Source organism: Streptomyces sp. NPDC001380, from assembly GCF_042895785.1.
Classification (GTDB): domain Bacteria; phylum Actinomycetota; class Actinomycetes; order Streptomycetales; family Streptomycetaceae; genus Peterkaempfera.
Genome location: NZ_JBIAWP010000006.1, coordinates 235,701 through 252,905 on the forward strand (window position 1 = coordinate 235,701; position 17,205 = coordinate 252,905).

Sequence of the window (17,205 nt, forward strand, 5' to 3'; positions counted from 1 at the left end):
ACTCGTTACCTCGGCGTGGCGATAAGTGGAAAATCATCTCAAAAGGAAACGATGGACCGTGCGTCTACCGCGACCCGCGGCCGTCCTGGCCGCCACCCTCGTCCTGCTCGCCCCGCCCGCCGCCGTGCTCGCGGACGCCCCGCCGGCCGCCGCGGCCGCCCGGGCCCGCTACTTCACCGGGCGGGCCTTCGACTCCTGCTCCGCCCCCTCCCTCGACGCCATGCGCCGCTGGTACCGCCACTCCCCGTACCGCGCGGCCGGCATCTACATCGGCGGCGTCAACCGGGCCTGCGCCCAGCCGCGCCTCACCGCCGGCTGGGTCCGCGCCGTCGACCGCATGGGCTGGCGGCTCCTGCCGGTGTACGTCGGCCTCCAGCCGCCCTGCCGCACCTCACCCCACCACCGGCTCGCCCGCATCGACCCCCGCCGCGCCCGCGCCCAGGGCCGCGCGCAGGCCGCCGACGCCGTCCGCCGCGCCCGCGCCCTCGGCCTGCGGGCCGGCAGCCCGCTCTACCTCGACGTCGAGAGCTACCGGCGCAACGACGCCCGCTGCACCCGCGCCGTCGTCGACTACGCCGTCGGCTGGACCACAGGGCTCAGGGCCGCCCGCTACCGGTCGGGCTTCTACGGCAGTGCCGCCTCCGGCATCGCCGACCTGGCCGCCGCCCGTCGGGCCGGCCGCGGACCGCTGCCCGGCACCGTCTGGTTCGCGCACTGGAACGGCCGCCGGGGCACCGGACGCACCTGGTGCCTCCCGCACCACGCCTGGCGGCACCACCGCATCCACCAGTACAGCGGCAACGTCCGGGAGAGCCACGGCGGCGCCGCCCTCACCATCGACCGCAACTCCGTGGACGCGCCGGTGGCGGTGGTCCGCCGGTGACGGGGCGCCGGCCGGGCGGCGGCGGAATTCCGGCCGGGCGCTGACCGTGCGCTGACCGTGCGCTGACCGGACACCGGCCGCGCACCGGCCGGGCGCTGACGCGGTGGTGGGCGGACGGCGGACGGCGGCCGGCCGGCGGGCGGACGGGCCGGGCGCCCGGGGCGGCGGCGCGGCCGGCCCGGGCGCGCGGGCCGGGTTGCAGTACGGAATCGCCTGCTGACATCCGGCCGCCACGGGGACAGAATCGGGCCACGGCCCCCGCTACCGGCGGGTAGGGGGCGGGGGTCGCAGCAGCCGCCCGGTCAAGGAGGACCCGAGTGCTCAGCACCATGCAGGACGTCCCGCTCACCGTCGCCCGGATCCTGGTCCACGGGTCGACCGTCCACGGAAGCTCCACCGTCTCCACCTGGAACGGCACCGGCGTCGACCGCCGCACCTACGCCGAGGTCGGCGCCCGCGCCGCCCGGCTCGCCCACGCGCTCCGCGACGAGCTGGGCGTCACCGGCGACCAGCGCGTCGCCACCCTGATGTGGAACAACGCCGGCCACCTGGAGGCGTACCTGGCCGTCCCCGCCATGGGCGCCGTCCTCCACACCCTCAACCTGAGGCTCCCCGCCCACCAGCTCGCGTACATCATCGACCACGCCGCCGACCACGCGGTCCTGGTCGACGCGAGCCTGCTGCCGCTGCTCGGACCCGTCCTGCCGCTGCTCGGCCCCGCCCTGAAGCACATCGTGGTCGTGGGCGACGGCGACCGCACCCCCCTGGAGGGGTTCGCCGGCACCGTCCACGACTACGAGGAGCTCATCGCCGGCCGTCCCGCCGACTACCCCTGGCCCGACCTCGACGAGCGCTCCGCCGCCGCCCTCTGCTACACCTCCGGCACCACCGGCGACCCCAAGGGCGTCGCCTACAGCCACCGCTCGGTCTACCTGCACTGCCTCCAGGTCATCGCCGGCGACTCCTTCGCCCTCACCGCCCGCGACACCGCGCTGCCGGTCGTGCCGATGTTCCACGTCAACGCCTGGGGCATCCCGCACGCGGCCTTCATGTCCGGCACGAACCTGCTGATGCCCGACCGCTTCCTCCAGCCGCAGCCGCTGGCCCGCATGATCGACGCCGAGCGGCCCACCGTCAGCGCCGCCGTCCCCACCATCTGGACCGGACTGCTCGACGAGCTCGACCACGGGTCGTACGACACCTCCTCGCTGCGAATGGTCGTCATCGGCGGCTCCGCCTGCCCGCCCTCGCTCATGCGGGCCTTCGAGGAGCGGCACGGCATCGACGTGGTGCACGCCTGGGGCATGACCGAGACCTCGCCGCTGGGCTCCTTCGCCACCGTCCCCGGCGGCCTGACGCCCGAGCAGGCGTGGCGCTACCGCACCACCCAGGGCCGCTTCCCCGCCTCCGTCGAGGCCCGGCTCACCGGCCCGGACGGCAGCCGGATGCCCCACGACGGCGTCTCGGCGGGCGAGCTGGAGGTCCGCGGCCCCTGGATCGCCGGCGCCTACTACGGCGGCGCCGGGCAGGAGCCGCTCCGGCCGGAGGACAAGTTCAGCGAGGACGGCTGGCTGCGGACCGGCGACGTCGGCACCATCACCCCCGACGGCTACCTCACCCTCACCGACCGGGCCAAGGACGTCATCAAGTCCGGCGGCGAGTGGATCTCCTCGGTGGAGCTGGAGAACCACCTGATGGCCCACCCCGACGTCGCCGAGGCCGCCGTCGTCGCCGTGCCCGACGAGAGGTGGGGGGAGCGGCCGCTGGCCACCGTCGTCCTGCGGGCCGGGGCCGCCGCCGACCTCGCCGTGCTGCGGGCCTTCCTCGCCGACCGGGTCGCCTCCTGGCAGCTGCCGGAGCGCTGGTCGGTGGTGGAGGCCGTGCCGAAGACGTCGGTCGGCAAGTTCGACAAGAAGGTGATCCGGCGGCAGTACGCCGCCGGCGAGATCGACGTCACCCTGCTGGGGAAGTGACCCGCCGGGCGGGCCGGGGCGCCGCCCCGGCCCGCCCGCGCGTGCCCGTTCCGGGGCCGCGCCCGTGCCCGTTCCGGGGCCGCGCCCGTACCGGGGTCAGTGGACCTCGCCGGCCGGGGACCCGATCTTGCCCAGCAGGTCGACGATCCGGCCCTGGACGTCCGGCGTGGTGGAGCGCTCCGCCAGGAACAGCACCGTCTCGCCGGTCCGCAGCCGCGGGAGCTCCTGCGGGTCCATGTCCACCGAGGTGTAGACGACCAGCGGCGTCCGGTACAGCCGGTCGTTGGACCGCAGCCAGTCCACGATCCCGACCCGGCGCCGCCGCACCAGCAGCAGGTCCATCACCACCAGGTTGGGCTGCACGCTGCTCGCCCGGGACACCGCGTCGCTCTCCGACGCCGCGTGCTCCACGTGCATGCCGCGCCGCTCCAGTCCGGAGGAGAGGGCCGTGGCGATGTCCGGGTCCGCCTCCACGAGCAGCACCCGCGGTGCGTGGCTCTCGCTGTCGCGCGGCGACAGCGCCCGCAGCAGCACCGCCGGGTCCGCGCCGTACGCGGCCTCCCGGGTGGCCTGCCCCAGACCCGCCGTCACCAGCACCGGCACCTGCGCGTTGACGGCGGCGGTGCGCAGCGACTGCAGGGCGGTGCGGGTGATCGGACCGGTCAGCGGGTCGACGAAGAGCGCCGCCGGGCGCGCCCCGGCCTGCGCGTCCACCTCCTCCCGGGAGCGGACGATCACCGGGCGGTAGCCGCGGTCCTTGAGCGCCTGCTTGGTGGACGGCTCCGGCTCCGGCCACACCAGCAGCCGGCGCGGCCCGTCGTCCGGCGACGGCGCGGCGCCCGGGGCCTGGGCCGGGTCGTCCGTCCCGGTCCCGACGGTGCCGGGGGCACCGTGGGCACCGGCGCCGCCCGGCGACGGCAGTCCGGCGCCGTCCGTGTCGTCGGTCCCGGTGAGCGGCGGCACCGCGATGGGCTGCGGCGGGGCGGGCGCGGCCGCCGGGGCCGCCGCCAGCGCCAGGGGGCCGTCGGAGGGCCGGTCCGCGGCGCGGGGCGCCAGTTCCCGTACGGGGCCGGCCGCGACGCCGTCGGTCCGGATCGCGGTCACCGGCAGCACCGCCGGACCGGACGTGCCCGGGGCGAACGGCCCCGGGGGGAAGGGCGCCGGCAGGAAGCCGGAGCCGGTGACGAAGGGGTCCCCGGGCCCCGGTCGGGCGGGCTCCAGCGCCGCCGGGCCGCCGACGGGCTGCGCGGGGGCCGGCGGGAGCGCCGGCTGGGCGAGGGGCGCCTGCGGCGCGGCGGGCGCCCCCTGGTCCGGTGCGGCCGCGCCGGCCTGCTCCCCGGGCCGGGCGTCGTCGCCCGGGGGCACCGCCAGCCGCCGGCGGCGGCCGGTGGGCGCGGGCGCGGAGGCCTGCGCCGGTACGGCCGGGGCGGCGGGCAGGGCGTTCTCCAGGCCGGGGTAGAGGGGGGCCGCGGGCAGGGGGAGCCCGTGCGGCGGGGTGGCCTGCGCCGGGAGGCCGTGGGGGCCGCCGTGCGGTGCGGCGCCGCCGTGCTCGGCGCCGTACGGTGCGCCGCCGTCCGCCGCGCCCGCGGGCCGGCCGCCGGCCTGCGGCGGCGCGGACGCGGTGTCCTGGGGCGGGGTGCCGCCCCGGGGGTCGGCCGCGGCGGGCCGGGCGCCCCGCGAGGGGTCGCCCGGGTAGGACTCGGCGCCCTCGGCGGCCGGGAGCGCGCGCCTGCGCCGCCCGTCGCCGGGCCGGTCCGGCCGGGGCCCGTCCTCGGCGGTCCGCTGCCGGGGCGGGCGGGGGCCGTCGCGCCCCTCCGGCTCCCCGGCGGGGGAGCCGGGGCCGAGGGCTATCGGCCCCCGGGAGGCCTGCGGGCCGCCCGGGCCGCTGTCCGGGCCGCGGTCCGCCGCCCGGGCGGCCTCCGCGCCCCGTCCGCCGTCCGCTGCGCCGTCGCGGGGACCGTCCTGCGGCCCGCGCGCCGCGGGGATGCCCTCGGGCAGCTCCGGCAGGACGGCGGTGTCCGTCTCCTTGGGCGCGTCGCGGCGCCCGGCCGCCCCGGCCCGCTCCGCCGCGGCCCGCGCGGCGGCCGGGTCCAGGGGCAGCTCCACGACGTACGTGGTGCCCTTGCCGTCCGGCAGCCGGTGCGGCTGCAGCACGCCGCCGTGCCGCTCCACCATGCCGCGGGCTATCGGCAGGTGCACCGGGCTCCCGCCGTCGCCGGGGCCGCGCACCTCGATCCGGGCCACGTCCCCGCGCTGCGCGGCCGCCACGACCACCACGGGCGCGTCGCCGCCCACCGGCGGCAGCGCCGGCGCGCCCCCGTAGGGGACGGCCGCGGCGCGCGCCGCGTCCTCGGCGGCGTCCAGCGACAGGGTGACCCCGCTGACGTCGGCCACCAGGTGGGCCAGGGCCTGGGCGAGGCGGGCGGAGTCCGCGACCACCTCGAGGGGCGCCGCGTGCACCGAGATCCGCACCCGGTCGGCCCCCACGAGCTCCCCGGCCGCGTCCACGGACCGCTGCACGACCTTCTCCAGGCTCACCGGCCTGCGGTCCAGGGCGTCCTTGCCGGCCTCCGCGGCGGCCTCGAAGCGCTGGTACGACAGCACGCCGTCGACCAGCCGGGAGAAGCGGGCGCACTCGTCGGCGAGGCGCCGCAGCGTCCAGTTGGCCTCCGGCCACAGCTGGCCGGCCGGGTCGCCGGCCAGGCCGTCGATGCGACGGCGCAGCTGGTCCAGCGAGCCGCGCAGCTCCTCCTCCAGCACCGCCGTCAGGTGGCGGCCGCGGGCGGCCAGCGCCAGCTCCCTCGTCCGGTCGGTGAAGGTCATCACGGCGCCGACGAGCTGCTCGCCGTCGCGCACGGGGGCGGTGGTGAGGTCCACGGTCACCGGCCGGCCGTCCTTGCGCCACAGCACGGTGCCGCGCACCCGGTGCTTGCGGCCGGAGGCCAGGGTGTCGTTCAGCGGGGACTCGTCGGCGGCCACCGGGGTGCCGTCCGCCCTGGAGTGCTGGACGAGCGGCTGCAGTTCGCGGCCGCCCAGCTCGCTCGCCCGGAAGCCGAGGATGTGGGCGGCGGCGGGGTTGACCAGGACCACGCGGCCGTCGAGGTCGACGCCGACGATGCCCTCGGCGGCGGCGCGCAGGATCATCTCGGTCTGCTTGTGCTGGCGCCGCAGCTCCGCCTCGACGCCGAGCCGGTCCGTCAGGTCGCGGACCATGATCAGCAGCAGCTCGCGGGCGCCGCCGTCGGAGGTCCCGTACCCGGGGGCGGCCCAGCCGGAGGAGCCGCCGCGGAACGGGTCGTAGGGGACGAGGGGGGAGAGGGAGTACTGCGAGCCCTCGTCCTCGAAGTCGTTGGAGGAGACCTCGACCTGGAGGCTGGTGCCGTCGGTGCGGTGCGCGGTCATCCGGACGGGGCGGTCCAGCCCCTGCGGGCCGCCCTGGGAGGGGCGCATGGATCCGGGGATGCGGCTGGGGTCCAGGTCGGGGAGCAGCGCGAGCACGCCCATCCCGACCAGTGAGGTGCCCGGCGCCTGGAGGCTCTCCACGGCAGCGGTGTTCGCGTCCACGACCGTGCCGTTGCTGTTCACGAGGAGCAGCGCGTCCGGAAGGGCGTCGAGTATCGCTGCGAGGCGAGCAGCGCCTCGGGTCGGCCTGCTGCTCACGTCGAGGGGTCCTCCTCTGGCTGAACTCGTGCTGTGCCGCGGTGTCCCTTCCACCGCTCCCCCGCTCCCCCGGGCTGTGCCACCCAGCACTATCGCATTGTTTTTGCGGTTCCGACGACCCGCCTAGTAACGTTGGCGGCGGTTGGCCGCGGCCGGGTAGGCTGTGGCACCATCCAGGCACGTGGTGCGCGTCGCTCGTCGTGACGCGGACCCGCGCAGGGAGGCTTCGCCTAGTCTGGTCTATGGCGCCGCACTGCTAATGCGGTTTGGGCCTTAAAGCCCATCCGGGGTTCAAATCCCCGAGCCTCCGCACTCCGGGACAGCCCCGCCGACACCGTCGGCGGGGCTTCTCCGTCTCCCGGCCCGGCGGACCCCCGCCGGCCGCCGCCCCTGTTCGCCGTGAGCGAACGGAGGGCCGCAGGCGGCGCCCGGCCGGGCGCGGATATCCGATTTCGTCCCGGCGCGGAGGTCATGTAATGTTGTCCCCGCACCACCGCAGGAGGCCGCAGGCCGACTGAGGGCGCTCGTAGCTCAACGGATAGAGCATTTGACTACGGATCAAAAGGTTGCAGGTTCGAATCCTGCCGAGCGCACAGCACGCAGAGGGCCCCGGGCACCAGCCCGGGGCCCTCTGCGTCGTGGGGGTGCCCGCCTGGGGGTGCCCGCCTCCGGGCCCGGGCCCCGCGCGGCGTCCGGGGGTGCCGCACCGGGAGCCCGCCGGCCCCGTTCCCGGGGGCCTCCCGCACCGGATTCCGGGCGGCCCGCCCCGGGTGCCGGGCGTGCCTGGTCGGAACCGCCTCCCGGATCGGGTAGTGTTGTCCCCGCACCACCGCAGGAGGCCGCAGGCCGACTGAGGGCGCTCGTAGCTCAACGGATAGAGCATTTGACTACGGATCAAAAGGTTGCAGGTTCGAATCCTGCCGAGCGCACAGCACGCAGAGGGCCCCGGGCTGATGCCCGGGGCCCTCTGCGTCATGCGCCTCCCAGCTCGGTGCCGTTGATCCAGGGGACGTCCCGCTGCATGAGGAACCAGTCCGAGGGGGTCAGCGGCCGGCCCTCCTGCGGCGCGGGCACCGGGTCGTACCGGATCCGCTCCGGCTCGGCCCCGCAGGAGCGCAGCAGCGCCGCCAGCGAGTCCCCCATGCCGGGCGGCCCGCTCAGGTGCACGTCGTACCCCTCCCAGCCGCCGCGCTCCGCCAGCCCCGCACGCAGCAGCCGCGCCGCGTCCTCCCGGCTGCCGCCGTCCTCCGGTGCGGCGAGGACGACCTCCAGCCACGGGTGGCGGCCGACCAGGGCCCGGATCCGTTCCAGGTCGTAGTGGTCGGCGTCGCTGCGGGCGCCGACGAAGGCCACCGCCGGGCGCGGGGCGGCCGCCGCCTGCTCCAGCAGCGCCCCGGTCTGCGCCCACCCCGTACCGCCGCAGACCGCCAGCAGCGGCCGGCGGGAGGCCGGGTCGAGGACGGCGCCGCCCATCGGCGGGCCCAGGCGCAGCCACTCCCCGGGGACCGCGAGGTCCACCAGCACCCCGCTGAGCAGCCCGCCGGGGATCCGGCGCACGTGGATGTCCAGGGTGCCGTCGGCGCGGGGCGCGTTCGCGACCGAGTACGGCCGCCAGACCCGGGACGCCCGGGCGCTGCACGCGCTGAGGTACTGGCCCGCGGTGAACGGGTACGGCCGGTCGGGGGCGAGGGTGAGCACGGCGACGTCCGGGGCGGCCCGGCGCCGGCCGGTGATGCGGGCGTTCCACCAGGCGGGCTCGTCGGCCGGCACCGCGCGGGCTGCGTCGGTCATCGCCTGCGAGATCACCGCGTACGCCTCGCACCAGGCCTTCTCGACCTCGGCGGTCCAGGAGTGGCCTGAGAAGTGCCGCAGGGCGGCCACGAGGCTGGCGCCGACCGCCGGGTAGTGCTCCTCCAGCGCCTCGAACTTGCGGTGGTCGCGGCCGAGGGCGCCGAGGTAGGCGGTCAGCCGGCCGGGGTCCTCCAGCCGCAGCACCAGGTGGGTGAGCGCGCCGAAGAGCCGGTCGCGCTGCTCCCCCATGTCCTCGGGGAAGAGCGCGCGGACGCCCGGGTTGTGGGTGAACAGGTGGGCGTAGAAGTACTTGGCCACGTGGTCGGCACGGCGCTCCACGACGGCGAAGCTGTCGCGGAGGACCGCGGGGTCGAAGGCCACGGGCGGTCGCCTCAGGCGGCCGGGGTCGGTTCGCCCGCGGCGGCGCTGGTCATGGTGCTGCTGACCACCCCGTAGACGGCGCCCCAGGAGGCGGCGGTCTCGGGGGTCCAGGTGTCGCCCGCGAAGTGCTCCAGGGTGGCCAGCAGGCTGGCGCCGACGGCCGGGTAGTGCTCGGGGAGGGCGCCGTAGGAGGCGTGCCGGCGGCCGAGGTTCTCCAGGATCCGGGTCAGGGCCGCGGGGTCCTCCAGGTTCGCCACCAGCGCGCCGAGGGCCGCCCACAGCCGGTCCTGCTGCTGCCCCAGGTGCTCGGCGAAGAGTCCGCGGACCTCGGGGTGGCGGGCGAAGAGGTGGTCGTAGAACCAGGCGGTCACCTCTGTCCCGTGGGGCTGGACGGCCGAAAAGCTTCTCTTGATGAGATCGGGGTTCACTGTCACGGGGCCTGACTGTATCGATGCCGTGACTCTGCGAACAGATTGTGCAGATGAAGAGTCAGAAAGCGCTCTGTGCGGTCAATTCCGGACAGTCGTTTACAGGTCACAGGTTGAAGGGCGGACGAAGCGGAGGGCGGCCCTCCGTCCGGCTTCGCCCCGGCGCCCGGATCCGCAAGGATGCCCCGGGGCCCGTGCCTGCCCGGGAGCGCTCCGGGCAGACGCACCCCGTCCTCCCACGACCCGTCCCCCCACGAATGGAGCAGCCACGTGAAGGGCTTCCGCAGCTTCCTGCTACGCGGCAACGTCGTCGACCTCGCGGTCGGCATCGTCATCGGCGCGGCCTTCACCGCCGTCGTCAAAGGCTTCGTCACCGCGTTCCTCACCCCGCTGATGGGCCTGGCCACCGGCACGGTGGGCGACTTCAGCCAGAAGTCCTACACGGTCGCCGGCACCAAGTTCCCCGTCGGCGCCTTCCTGGACGCACTGATCAGCTTCGTGCTGGTCGCGGCGGTGATCTACTTCCTGGTGGTGCTGCCGTTCGCCAAGCTCAGCGACCGCTTCCTGCCCCGCAAGGACATCGAGGCGCCCAAGGCCGAGTGCCCGAAGTGCCTGAGCTCCATCCCGGCCGCCGCCACCCGCTGCGCCTTCTGCACGGCCGAGCTCGGCCAGCGGCCGTTCCCCGAGCAGGCGCACACCAGGGTCTGAACCGGGCGGCGCGGGGCCCCGAGCCCGCGCCCGCACCTGCGCCCGTGCGCCCGCACCCGCGTGCCGTCCCGGCCCGCACCGGCCCCGCCGGTGCGGGCCGGTCCGCGTGCGGGGCCCGGCGCTGCGGACCGGCGCGGGTCAGCCCGGCCGCTCCACCAGCGCGGGGTGCCGCGGGTCGTCGGCCCGCACGACGACGTCGGCGGCCGCGGCCGGCCCGACCTCCTCCTCGTAGCGGGCGTACGCCGGGAGCGTCCAGCGGTCCTCCGGCGGCGTGCGCCGGGAGAGCGCGCCGGGGGTGAGCGCCAGGTGCACGGTCAGCTCGAACGGCAGCCACCGCCCCAGCAGCAGGTCCCCGTCGAGCAGGAGCACCCCGCCCGGGGGCAGTTCCGCGTACGGGGCCCGGGTGGACCGGTCCGAGGCGGCGTCCCGCAGCGAGGGCAGCACCCGGCCGCTGCCGCCCGGGTCCAGCGGGGCGAGCACCTCGCGCAGCAGCCCGCCGGAGTCCAGCCAGCCGTCGTAGTAGGAGTCCGGGTCCTGGTGCCCGTACTCCAGCCGGAGCGAGGCGGGCCGCAGGAAGTCCCCGGCGGACACCCGCAGCACGGGCCGGCCGCGCAGGCGCAGCGGCGCGCAGAGGGCGTCGGCGAGGGCGCCGGGCCCCGCCGCGGGGGCGCCGTCCACGGCGACCCGCAGCCAGGGCGTGCCCGGCAGGGCGGTGATGCGGTCCGCCAGTTCGCCGGCGAGCCGCTCGGGGGTGATGGGGCGCACGGTGGAGGGCGTCACGCCCCCATCCTGCCCCGTCCGGCCGTGTCCGGCGGGCCGGTCTGCGGCCCGTGCGCGGCCCCGTCCGGTGCGGGCAGCGTCCCCGGGGGGCGGGGCTTCCCGCACCGGCCGTGCTCCGGCCGTGCCCGGCCGGGAGCCGACGGACGGGGCCGGCGGAGAAGTGCTGCCCGGAGTGCGGCGGGGCGTCCCGCCGGGGCGCCCGGGACCCGGCGGGACCGTGGTCCGCAGGATGCCGATTGCGACACGAGCATTCCTCTATGCCGGAATTGATGGGTTATATGCCTACCCTGGCCGGGGAACCGGACCCACAGACCACGAGGACCGTGCATGGACGTGATCCCCCGCAGCCTCCAGCGCTCCGTCCCCCGGGCGCAGCATCCCGAGGAGGAGCCGCCCGTCGGCACGGCCGAACCCTTCGACGGCCCGCCCGGACGCTCCGCCCGTCCGGACGGCCCCGTCCGCGACCCCTACGGCGGTGCGGACCCGTACGGCGACGCCGGCCGGTACGGCGGCGAACCCCGCGGCGCCGCCCGGCAGTCCGGCGCCGCCGCCGGGGCGCCGGGCGCGCCCCCCGCGGCCCGGCCCGCACCCGTCAGGCCCCTCACGGTGGCCGCGTCCCTCGCCGGGACCGCGCTCGCCGACGCGCCCCTCGCCGGCGCACCCGCCGCCGGTGCGCGGCCCGTCGCGGCACCTCCCGCCACCGCCGCGCCGTCCGCCGTCCCGGCCGGGCCCGCCCCCGACCCCTCCGCAGCCGCCCCCGTCGACACCGGCACTCCGGCCGCCGCCGCAGCCGCGGCCGCCGCCGTGCACGGCCGGCGCCCGCCGCGGGCCGACGCCGGCCTGAAGGAGCACCTGCCGCGGGTCGTGCTCCCCGGCTGGGCCGCCCTCCTCCTGCTGCTCGCCTGCGCCGCCGGCGCGGAGATGCTGCTGGGCCGGGCGGGCATGCTCCCGTGGTGGCTGCCCGGACCGGCGGAGGCCTTCCCCGCCGGGCGGGTCACCGCCGCCCGCCTCGCCGTGCTGCCCGCCTGCGTCGGCCTCTTCACGCTCGCCGGCCTGATGGCCAACGTCGGCGGCGAGGCCCGGGTGCTCGCCTGCTGGGGCCACTACCGGGGCACCGTGCGCAGGACCGGCCTGGTCTGGGTCAACCCGGTCCTGCGCCGCCGCCGCGTCGACGTCCGGATCCGGCACTGGCGCAGCGAGCCGGTGGAGGCGGTGGACCGCCAGGGCGTCCCGATCCGGGTCGGCCTGCTCGTCGTCTGGCGGGTCAGGGACACCGCCCGGGCCGTCCTCTCCGTGCTGGACCACGAGGACTACCTGCGCGAGCAGGTCCACGCCGTGCTGAGCCGCACCGCCGCCCTCCTGCCGTGCGACACCTTCGACGAGCCCGGCCCGTCGCTGCGCGACGGGCAGTGGTTCGGCGAGGAGCTCACCCGCGCCCTGGCCGCGGAGGCCCTCCCGGTCGGCCTGGAGGTGTACTCCGTCCAGCCGCTCTCCCTGGAGTACGGTCCGGACGTCGCCGACAGCATGCGCCGCCGCCGGGTGGCCGACCTCGACGCCGGCCTGCGGAACGTCATCGTCGACGACGCGGTGGAGGCCGCCGCGCTCGCCGTGCGCCGGCTGGAGCGCGCCACCTCCCAGGAGCTGGACCGCCAGGCCCGCAGCGCGCTGATGGAGCAGCTGCTGGTCGCCTTCGTCGCCCCGGCCGGCGTGCCCGGCGCGTCCGCGCGGCGGGACGGCCGGCGCAGGTGAGGCGGGGCGGCCGGCCCGCGCCGCCCGGCCCGCGCCCCGGCGTCCGCCCGGCCCGCGCCCCGGCGTCCGCCCGGGCGCCGGGCCGGTTCCGGCACCGGGGCCGCCCCCCGGCCGGAACCGCCGCGGGCCCCCGCGCCGGGCCGGACCCGTCCGCTCAGGCGGACGCCGCGGTGAGCGCCGCCAGCTCGTCCGCCGTCAGCTCCAGCTCCGCCGCCGCCAGCAGTGCCGGCACCTGCTCCACCGTGCGGGCGCTGGCGATCGGCGCGGCCACCGTCGGCTGCGCCGCCAGCCAGGCCAGTGCCACCGTGGCGACCTCCGCGCCGCGGGCGGCGGCGACCGCGTCCAGCGCCTCCAGGATCCTCGGCCCGCGCGGGTCCTCCAGGTACTTCCCCGCGCCGGCCGCCCGCGCGCTCTCCACCGCGGCGCCCCCCGGCCGGTACTTGCCGGTGAGGAAGCCCGAGGCCAGCGCGAAGTACGGCACCGCGGAGAGGCCGTGCCGGGCCGCCGTCTCCGCGAGAGGGCCCTCGTAGGTCCCGCGGGAGACCAGGTTGTAGTGCGGCTGGACGGCCACGTACCGGGCCAGCCCCTCCCGCTCGGAGGCCGCCAGCGCCTCCTCCAGCCGCTCCGGGCTGATGTTGGAGGCCGCGATGTGGCGGACCTTGCCCGCGCGGACCAGCTCGTCCAGCGCGCCGAGGAACTCCTCGACCGGGGTCTCCGGGTCGTCGAAGTGGGTGTACAGCAGGTCGATGCGGTCGGTCTGCAGCCGGCGCAGGGAGTCCTCGGCCGCGGCGCGGACGTTCGCGGCCCGCAGGCCCTTGCGCTCGGGGTGCGCGCCCACCTTGGTGGCGACCACGACGGCGTCGCGGTTGCCCCGGGACCGCATCCACCTGCCGATGACCGTCTCGGACTCGCCGCCGGAGTTCCCCGGCGCCCAGGCCGAGTAGACGTCGGCGGTGTCGACGAAGTTGCCGCCGCCGGCCGCGTAGGCGTCGAGGACGGCGAAGGACTGCTGCTCGTCCGCGGTCCAGCCGAAGACGTTGCCGCCCAGGGAGAGGGGGAGGACGGCCAGGTCGGAGCCGCCGAGGGTCACCATGCGCTTGTCGGTCATGCAGGGGCCAACGTACCGGCGGCGCCCGTTGTTTCACCCCGCCGGACCCGGTCCCGGCCCCGGTCGCACCGTTCGCCGGAGCGCCGCCGGAGCGCCGCCGGACCGCCGCCGGACCGCCGCCGGACCGCCGCCGGGCCGGCCGCAACTCCTCCGGGGGACCGGGGTCCCGCGGGGGCCCCGGGTTCGTTAGAGTCCTCGCCATGGCCGACAACGACATCGACCCCGCCGCCTCCACCCAGATGTTCCGGGCTTTCGTCGACACCCCGGAACCCCGCACCCCCGCCGCCACCGGCACCGACGGCGGCAGCCGCACCGGCGTGATCGCCGCCGTGGTGATCGCCGCCGTGGTCGTCGTGGCCGCGGTCGCCTGGCTCGCCTTCTCCTGACCGTTCCGCCTCCCCGACCCGCCTCTCCGGTCCTCCGCCCCGGCCGACCGGCCGGGGCCGTCCGCCTTCCGGGCCGGCCGGCAGTCCGGCCGGCCGGCGCGCGGCCGGAGCCCCCGGGCCGCACGTCCGGTCACCTCACGTCCGGTGACCGCACGTCCGGCAGGGAGCCGCCGGTTGCTCCCGCGCGCCCGGCGGCGGGGCGCCCGCCAGGCGGTGCGCGCCCCCGGCGCGAGCCCGGTCGACGTTCCACGTGGAACATCCACCGAACGCCAGTCCAGCAGCCCCACCCCCGGGAGGAAGCGATGACCGACCGCCAGCAGCCGCCCGCCGAGGCCGTCGCCACCGCCCCGTCCGGCGTGGAGCCTGCCTCCGGCGCCCCCGCCGTCGCCGACCGGCCCGCGGCCCGCAGCCTCGGCCTCGGCGGCGCCCTCAACGCCCGCGACCTGGGCGGCTACCGCACCGCCGACGGGCGCACCGTCCGCCACGGGGCGGCCCTGCGCAGCGACGCCCTGCACCGGCTCTCCGCCGAGGACCTCGAAGCCCTCAGCGTCCTCGGCCTGCGCCAGGTCGTCGACCTGCGGGGCCTCGCGGAGGTCCGGGAGAACGGGCCGGACCGGGTGCCCGGCCTGCCCGTCGCGGAGATCGACGCCGCCGAGCACTCCGCCACCCCGATGACCGTCGTGCCGGAGGGCCCGGACGGCGTCACCCTGCACCACCTGCCGGTGTACTCCCACCACTTCGACATCTACGTGGCCCTGCGCGACGCCCTCGCCGGCCGCGACCCCGCCTCCCAGCGCGCCCTGCTCGGCGACGGGGGCGGCGAGGCCATCATGACCGGCCTCTACCGCTGGTTCGTCACCGACGAGGACGCCCGCGGCCGCTTCGCCCGCGTCCTGCGGCTGCTGGCGCAGCCGGGCGGCACGCCCCTGCTCTTCCACTGCACCGCGGGCAAGGACCGCACCGGCTGGACCGCCGCCGTGCTGCTCACCGCGCTCGGCGTCGACCGGGACACCGTCTTCGACGACTACCTGCTCACCAACGAGCGACACGCCGTCCTCGTGGAGCGGATCATGGAGGCCTTCGGCACCCGCGGGGTCATGGAGGAGCCGGAGCTGCTGCTGCCCGTCTACCGCGCCGAGGCCGCCTACCTGGAGGCCGCCTTCGCCGAGGTCGAGGCGGGCTGGCCGGACTTCGACGGCTTCCTCGCGGACGGCCTCGGCCTCGGCGACGACGTGCTGCGGGGTCTGCGGGCCAATCTGCTGGAGGGCTGAGCCGGGCCCGGGCCACGGAGGCGCGGGGCCGGGGCCGCCCGGACCGCGCGGACCACCGTCCCGGGCCGGTGGCGGCCCGGGACGCGGCGTCCTACTCCTCCGAGGTCAGGCCGTGCCGGAGCTGCGCCAGCGTGCGGGTGAGCAGCCGGGAGACGTGCATCTGCGAGATCCCGATGTCCTCGCCGATCTGGGACTGCGTCATGTTGGCGAAGAAGCGCAGCATGATGATGCGCCGCTCGCGGGCCGGCAGCCGTGCCAGCAGCGGCTTGAGCGACTCCCGGTACTCCACGCCCTCCAGCGCGACGTCCTCGTACCCCAGCCGCTCGGCGAGCGGCCCGTCGCCGTCCTCCTCGGCCGGGGTGGAGTCCAGGGAGCTGGCGGTGTAGGCGTTGCCGACGGCGAGGCCCTCCACCACGTCCTCCTCGCTCACGCCCAGGCAGCGGGCGAGCTCGGCGACGGTGGGGGAGCGGTCCAGCTCCTGCGCGAGCTCGTCGCCGGCGCGGGTGAGGGCCAGCCGGAGCTCCTGCAGCCGCCGCGGCACCCGCACCGACCAGCTGGTGTCCCGGAAGAACCGCTTGATCTCGCCGACCACGGTCGGCATCGCGAAGGTGGGGAACTCCACCCCGCGCTCCGGGTCGAACCGGTCGATCGCCTTGATCAGGCCGATCGTGCCGACCTGGACGATGTCCTCCATCGGCTCGTTGCGGCTGCGGAACCGGGCCGCCGCGTACCGCACGAGCGGCAGGTTGAGCTCGATCAGCGTGTCCCGCACGTAGAGCCGCTCGGGGCAGTCGGGTGCCAGGTCCGCGAGCCGCAGGAAGAGCGAGCGCGACAGCGTGCGGGTGTCCAGTCCCTCCGCCGCCTCCGGGCCCGTCCCCGCGGGGACCGCCTCGACCGCCTCCGCACCGTGGATCTCAGAGCTGTCCAGGTCGACCGACATCAACCCACCCCCTCCTGACTGACCAACGGAGTCCGCCGCGCGGCGGTTCCCGGCTACGTCCAGTGGAATACCGGCTCACGCTCCCCGGCAAACCCCGGCGTCGCAAGATGTCACGCGCCGGTAACGCGCCGACGGCCGCGCGTCCGCCGCGCGTCCGCCGCCCGGACCCGCCGTCCGGCGGGCGGGGACGGCGCGTCAGGGCCTTCACGAATCCCAGGCGTTGCTGCTCCGCAGCCGGGCGAAGATCCGGGCGAGCAGCCGGGAGACGTGCATCTGCGACATCCCCAGCTCGCTGCTGATCTGGGACTGCGTCAGGTTCCCGAAGAAGCGCAGCATGATGATCCGCCGCTCCCGCTCGGGCAGCTGCACCAGCAGGTGCCGCACCATGTCGCGGTGCTCCACGTCCGTCAGCGCCGCGTCCTCGTAGCCGAGGCGGTCGAGCAGGGCCAGTCCGCCCTCGCTCTCCTGGGCGGCCTCCAGCGAGGCGGCGTTGTAGGCGCGGCCGGCGTCCAGGCAGTCCCGCACGTCCTCCTCGGGGATGCGCAGCCGGGCGGCGATCTCGGGGATGCGCGGCGTGCGGCCGTGCGCCACGGTGAGCTCCTCCATGGCGCCGCTGACCTGCACCCACAGTTCCTGGAGGCGCCGGGGCACGTGCATGGTGCGCACGTTGTCGCGGAAGTACCGCTTGATCTCGCCCAGGATGGTCGGCAGCGCGTACGTGGGGAACTGGACCCCGCGCCCCGGGTCGAAGCGGTCGATCGCGTTGATCAGCCCGATGGTGCCGACCTGCACGACGTCCTCCATGGGCTCGCTGCGGCCCCGGAAGCGGGCCGCCGCGTACCGGACCAGGGGGACGTTGACCTCGATCAGCGCGGCGCGGACGCGCTCGTGCTCGGGGGTGCCCGGTTCGAGCTCGGCCAGGCGTTCGAAGAGCACCCTGGTGAGGGTCCTGACGTCCAGGGGCGACCGCGCCCCGGGCGCAGGTGCCCCTGCCGTCAGGACCCGCTGCCCCGTGTCCTGCTCCGCGCCCGCGTCCGGCGCGCTGCCCTGTGCCCGCACGGACCCGCCACCCCTCCGTACCACCTGGTGCCGGGGTCGACTGGTGTCTCTCCCCTGTCCGGCAAAACCGGTCATAGCATCACAAGAC

13 protein-coding genes and 3 tRNA genes are annotated in these 17,205 nt (G+C 76.9%); 9 read left to right on the top strand and 7 right to left on the bottom strand.

What is annotated here, in order from left to right; genetic code table 11:
• The first annotated feature begins 58 nt into the window (after nt 1-58).
• Together ACFY07_RS10355 and ACFY07_RS10360 are read left to right on the top strand one after the other, a co-directional pair.
• Nucleotides 59-883 (top strand): DUF1906 domain-containing protein, encoded by an 825-nt coding sequence (locus ACFY07_RS10355; RefSeq protein ID WP_390868264.1) that lies wholly within the window; start codon nt 59-61, stop codon nt 881-883.
• A 317-nt stretch (nt 884-1,200) separates the two neighbouring features.
• The gene (locus ACFY07_RS10360) at nt 1,201-2,856 is read left to right on the top strand and encodes a long-chain fatty acid--CoA ligase (protein ID WP_390868265.1); all 1,656 of its coding nucleotides are present in this window, start codon (nt 1,201-1,203) and stop codon (nt 2,854-2,856) included.
• Between the two features lie 96 nt (nt 2,857-2,952).
• Here ACFY07_RS10360 and ACFY07_RS10365 read toward each other — a convergent pair whose 3' ends face one another.
• Nucleotides 2,953-6,516, bottom strand: coding sequence for a PAS domain-containing protein (locus ACFY07_RS10365; protein WP_390868266.1), 3,564 nt, complete (start codon nt 6,514-6,516; stop codon nt 2,953-2,955).
• Nucleotides 6,517-6,735: 219 nt separating this feature from the next.
• On the opposite strand from ACFY07_RS10365, the gene ACFY07_RS10370 reads away from it, so the two are divergent.
• The 3 genes from ACFY07_RS10370 to ACFY07_RS10380 all read left to right on the top strand — a co-directional run bounded on the left by ACFY07_RS10370 (nt 6,736) and on the right by ACFY07_RS10380 (nt 7,445).
• Nucleotides 6,736-6,826 (top strand) — tRNA-Ser (locus ACFY07_RS10370).
• A 210-nt stretch (nt 6,827-7,036) separates the two neighbouring features.
• Nucleotides 7,037-7,109: transfer RNA gene (locus tag ACFY07_RS10375), tRNA-Arg, on the top strand.
• Nucleotides 7,110-7,372: 263 nt separating this feature from the next.
• Nucleotides 7,373-7,445, top strand: a tRNA-Arg gene (locus ACFY07_RS10380).
• Nucleotides 7,446-7,488: 43 nt separating this feature from the next.
• Here ACFY07_RS10380 and ACFY07_RS10385 read toward each other — a convergent pair.
• Nucleotides 7,489-8,688, bottom strand: coding sequence for a globin domain-containing protein (locus ACFY07_RS10385; RefSeq protein ID WP_390868267.1), 1,200 nt, complete (start codon nt 8,686-8,688; stop codon nt 7,489-7,491).
• 11 nt (nt 8,689-8,699) lie between these two features.
• Entirely contained in the window at nt 8,700-9,122 is a 423-nt protein-coding gene (locus tag ACFY07_RS10390; RefSeq protein WP_390868268.1) for a globin domain-containing protein, read from the bottom strand.
• A 264-nt stretch (nt 9,123-9,386) separates the two neighbouring features.
• Here ACFY07_RS10390 and mscL point away from each other — a divergent pair, with 264 nt between their 5' ends.
• Nucleotides 9,387-9,824 (top strand): large conductance mechanosensitive channel protein MscL, encoded by a 438-nt coding sequence (mscL, locus tag ACFY07_RS10395; protein WP_390868269.1) that lies wholly within the window; start codon nt 9,387-9,389, stop codon nt 9,822-9,824.
• A gap of 138 nt (nt 9,825-9,962) precedes the next feature.
• On the opposite strand, the gene ACFY07_RS10400 is transcribed toward mscL, so the two are convergent.
• Nucleotides 9,963-10,604: a uridine kinase gene (locus ACFY07_RS10400; RefSeq protein ID WP_390868270.1), complete on the bottom strand. Its 642-nt coding sequence runs from the start codon at nt 10,602-10,604 to the stop codon at nt 9,963-9,965.
• Between the two features lie 327 nt (nt 10,605-10,931).
• On the opposite strand from ACFY07_RS10400, the gene ACFY07_RS10405 reads away from it, so the two are divergent.
• A complete protein-coding gene (locus ACFY07_RS10405) occupies nt 10,932-12,353 on the top strand; it encodes an SPFH domain-containing protein (protein ID WP_390868271.1) in 1,422 nt (473 codons plus the stop codon).
• Between the two features lie 154 nt (nt 12,354-12,507).
• Here ACFY07_RS10405 and ACFY07_RS10410 read toward each other — a convergent pair whose 3' ends face one another.
• Nucleotides 12,508-13,461 carry an aldo/keto reductase gene (locus ACFY07_RS10410; RefSeq protein WP_390868272.1) on the bottom strand — a complete coding sequence of 318 codons (954 nt, stop codon included), beginning with the start codon at nt 13,459-13,461 and terminating at the stop codon, nt 12,508-12,510.
• 200 nt (nt 13,462-13,661) lie between these two features.
• Here ACFY07_RS10410 and ACFY07_RS10415 point away from each other — a divergent pair, with 200 nt between their 5' ends.
• Together ACFY07_RS10415 and ACFY07_RS10420 are read left to right on the top strand one after the other, a co-directional pair.
• Nucleotides 13,662-13,847 carry a hypothetical protein gene (locus ACFY07_RS10415; RefSeq protein ID WP_230649271.1) on the top strand — a complete coding sequence of 62 codons (186 nt, stop codon included), beginning with the start codon at nt 13,662-13,664 and terminating at the stop codon, nt 13,845-13,847.
• A gap of 302 nt (nt 13,848-14,149) precedes the next feature.
• Nucleotides 14,150-15,118, top strand: a complete 969-nt coding sequence (locus tag ACFY07_RS10420; protein WP_390868273.1) for a tyrosine-protein phosphatase — start codon at nt 14,150-14,152, stop codon at nt 15,116-15,118.
• A 91-nt stretch (nt 15,119-15,209) separates the two neighbouring features.
• On the opposite strand, the gene ACFY07_RS10425 is transcribed toward ACFY07_RS10420, so the two are convergent.
• Nucleotides 15,210-16,058: an RNA polymerase sigma factor SigF gene (locus ACFY07_RS10425; protein WP_230649273.1), complete on the bottom strand. Its 849-nt coding sequence runs from the start codon at nt 16,056-16,058 to the stop codon at nt 15,210-15,212.
• 204 nt (nt 16,059-16,262) lie between these two features.
• Nucleotides 16,263-17,141 carry an RNA polymerase sigma factor SigF gene (locus tag ACFY07_RS10430; RefSeq protein WP_390868274.1) on the bottom strand — a complete coding sequence of 293 codons (879 nt, stop codon included), beginning with the start codon at nt 17,139-17,141 and terminating at the stop codon, nt 16,263-16,265.
• Between the last annotated feature and the right edge of the window lie 64 nt (nt 17,142-17,205).

Coding starts and splice junctions, on each gene's coding strand:
- ACFY07_RS10405 (WP_390868271.1), top strand. CDS start 10,932: ATGGACGTGATCCCCCGCAGCCTCCAGCGCTCCGTCCCCCGGGCGCAG.
- ACFY07_RS10410 (WP_390868272.1), bottom strand. CDS start 13,461: ATGACCGACAAGCGCATGGTGACCCTCGGCGGCTCCGACCTGGCCGTC.
- ACFY07_RS10415 (WP_230649271.1), top strand. CDS start 13,662: ATGGCCGACAACGACATCGACCCCGCCGCCTCCACCCAGATGTTCCGG.
- ACFY07_RS10420 (WP_390868273.1), top strand. CDS start 14,150: ATGACCGACCGCCAGCAGCCGCCCGCCGAGGCCGTCGCCACCGCCCCG.
- ACFY07_RS10425 (WP_230649273.1), bottom strand. CDS start 16,058: ATGTCGGTCGACCTGGACAGCTCTGAGATCCACGGTGCGGAGGCGGTC.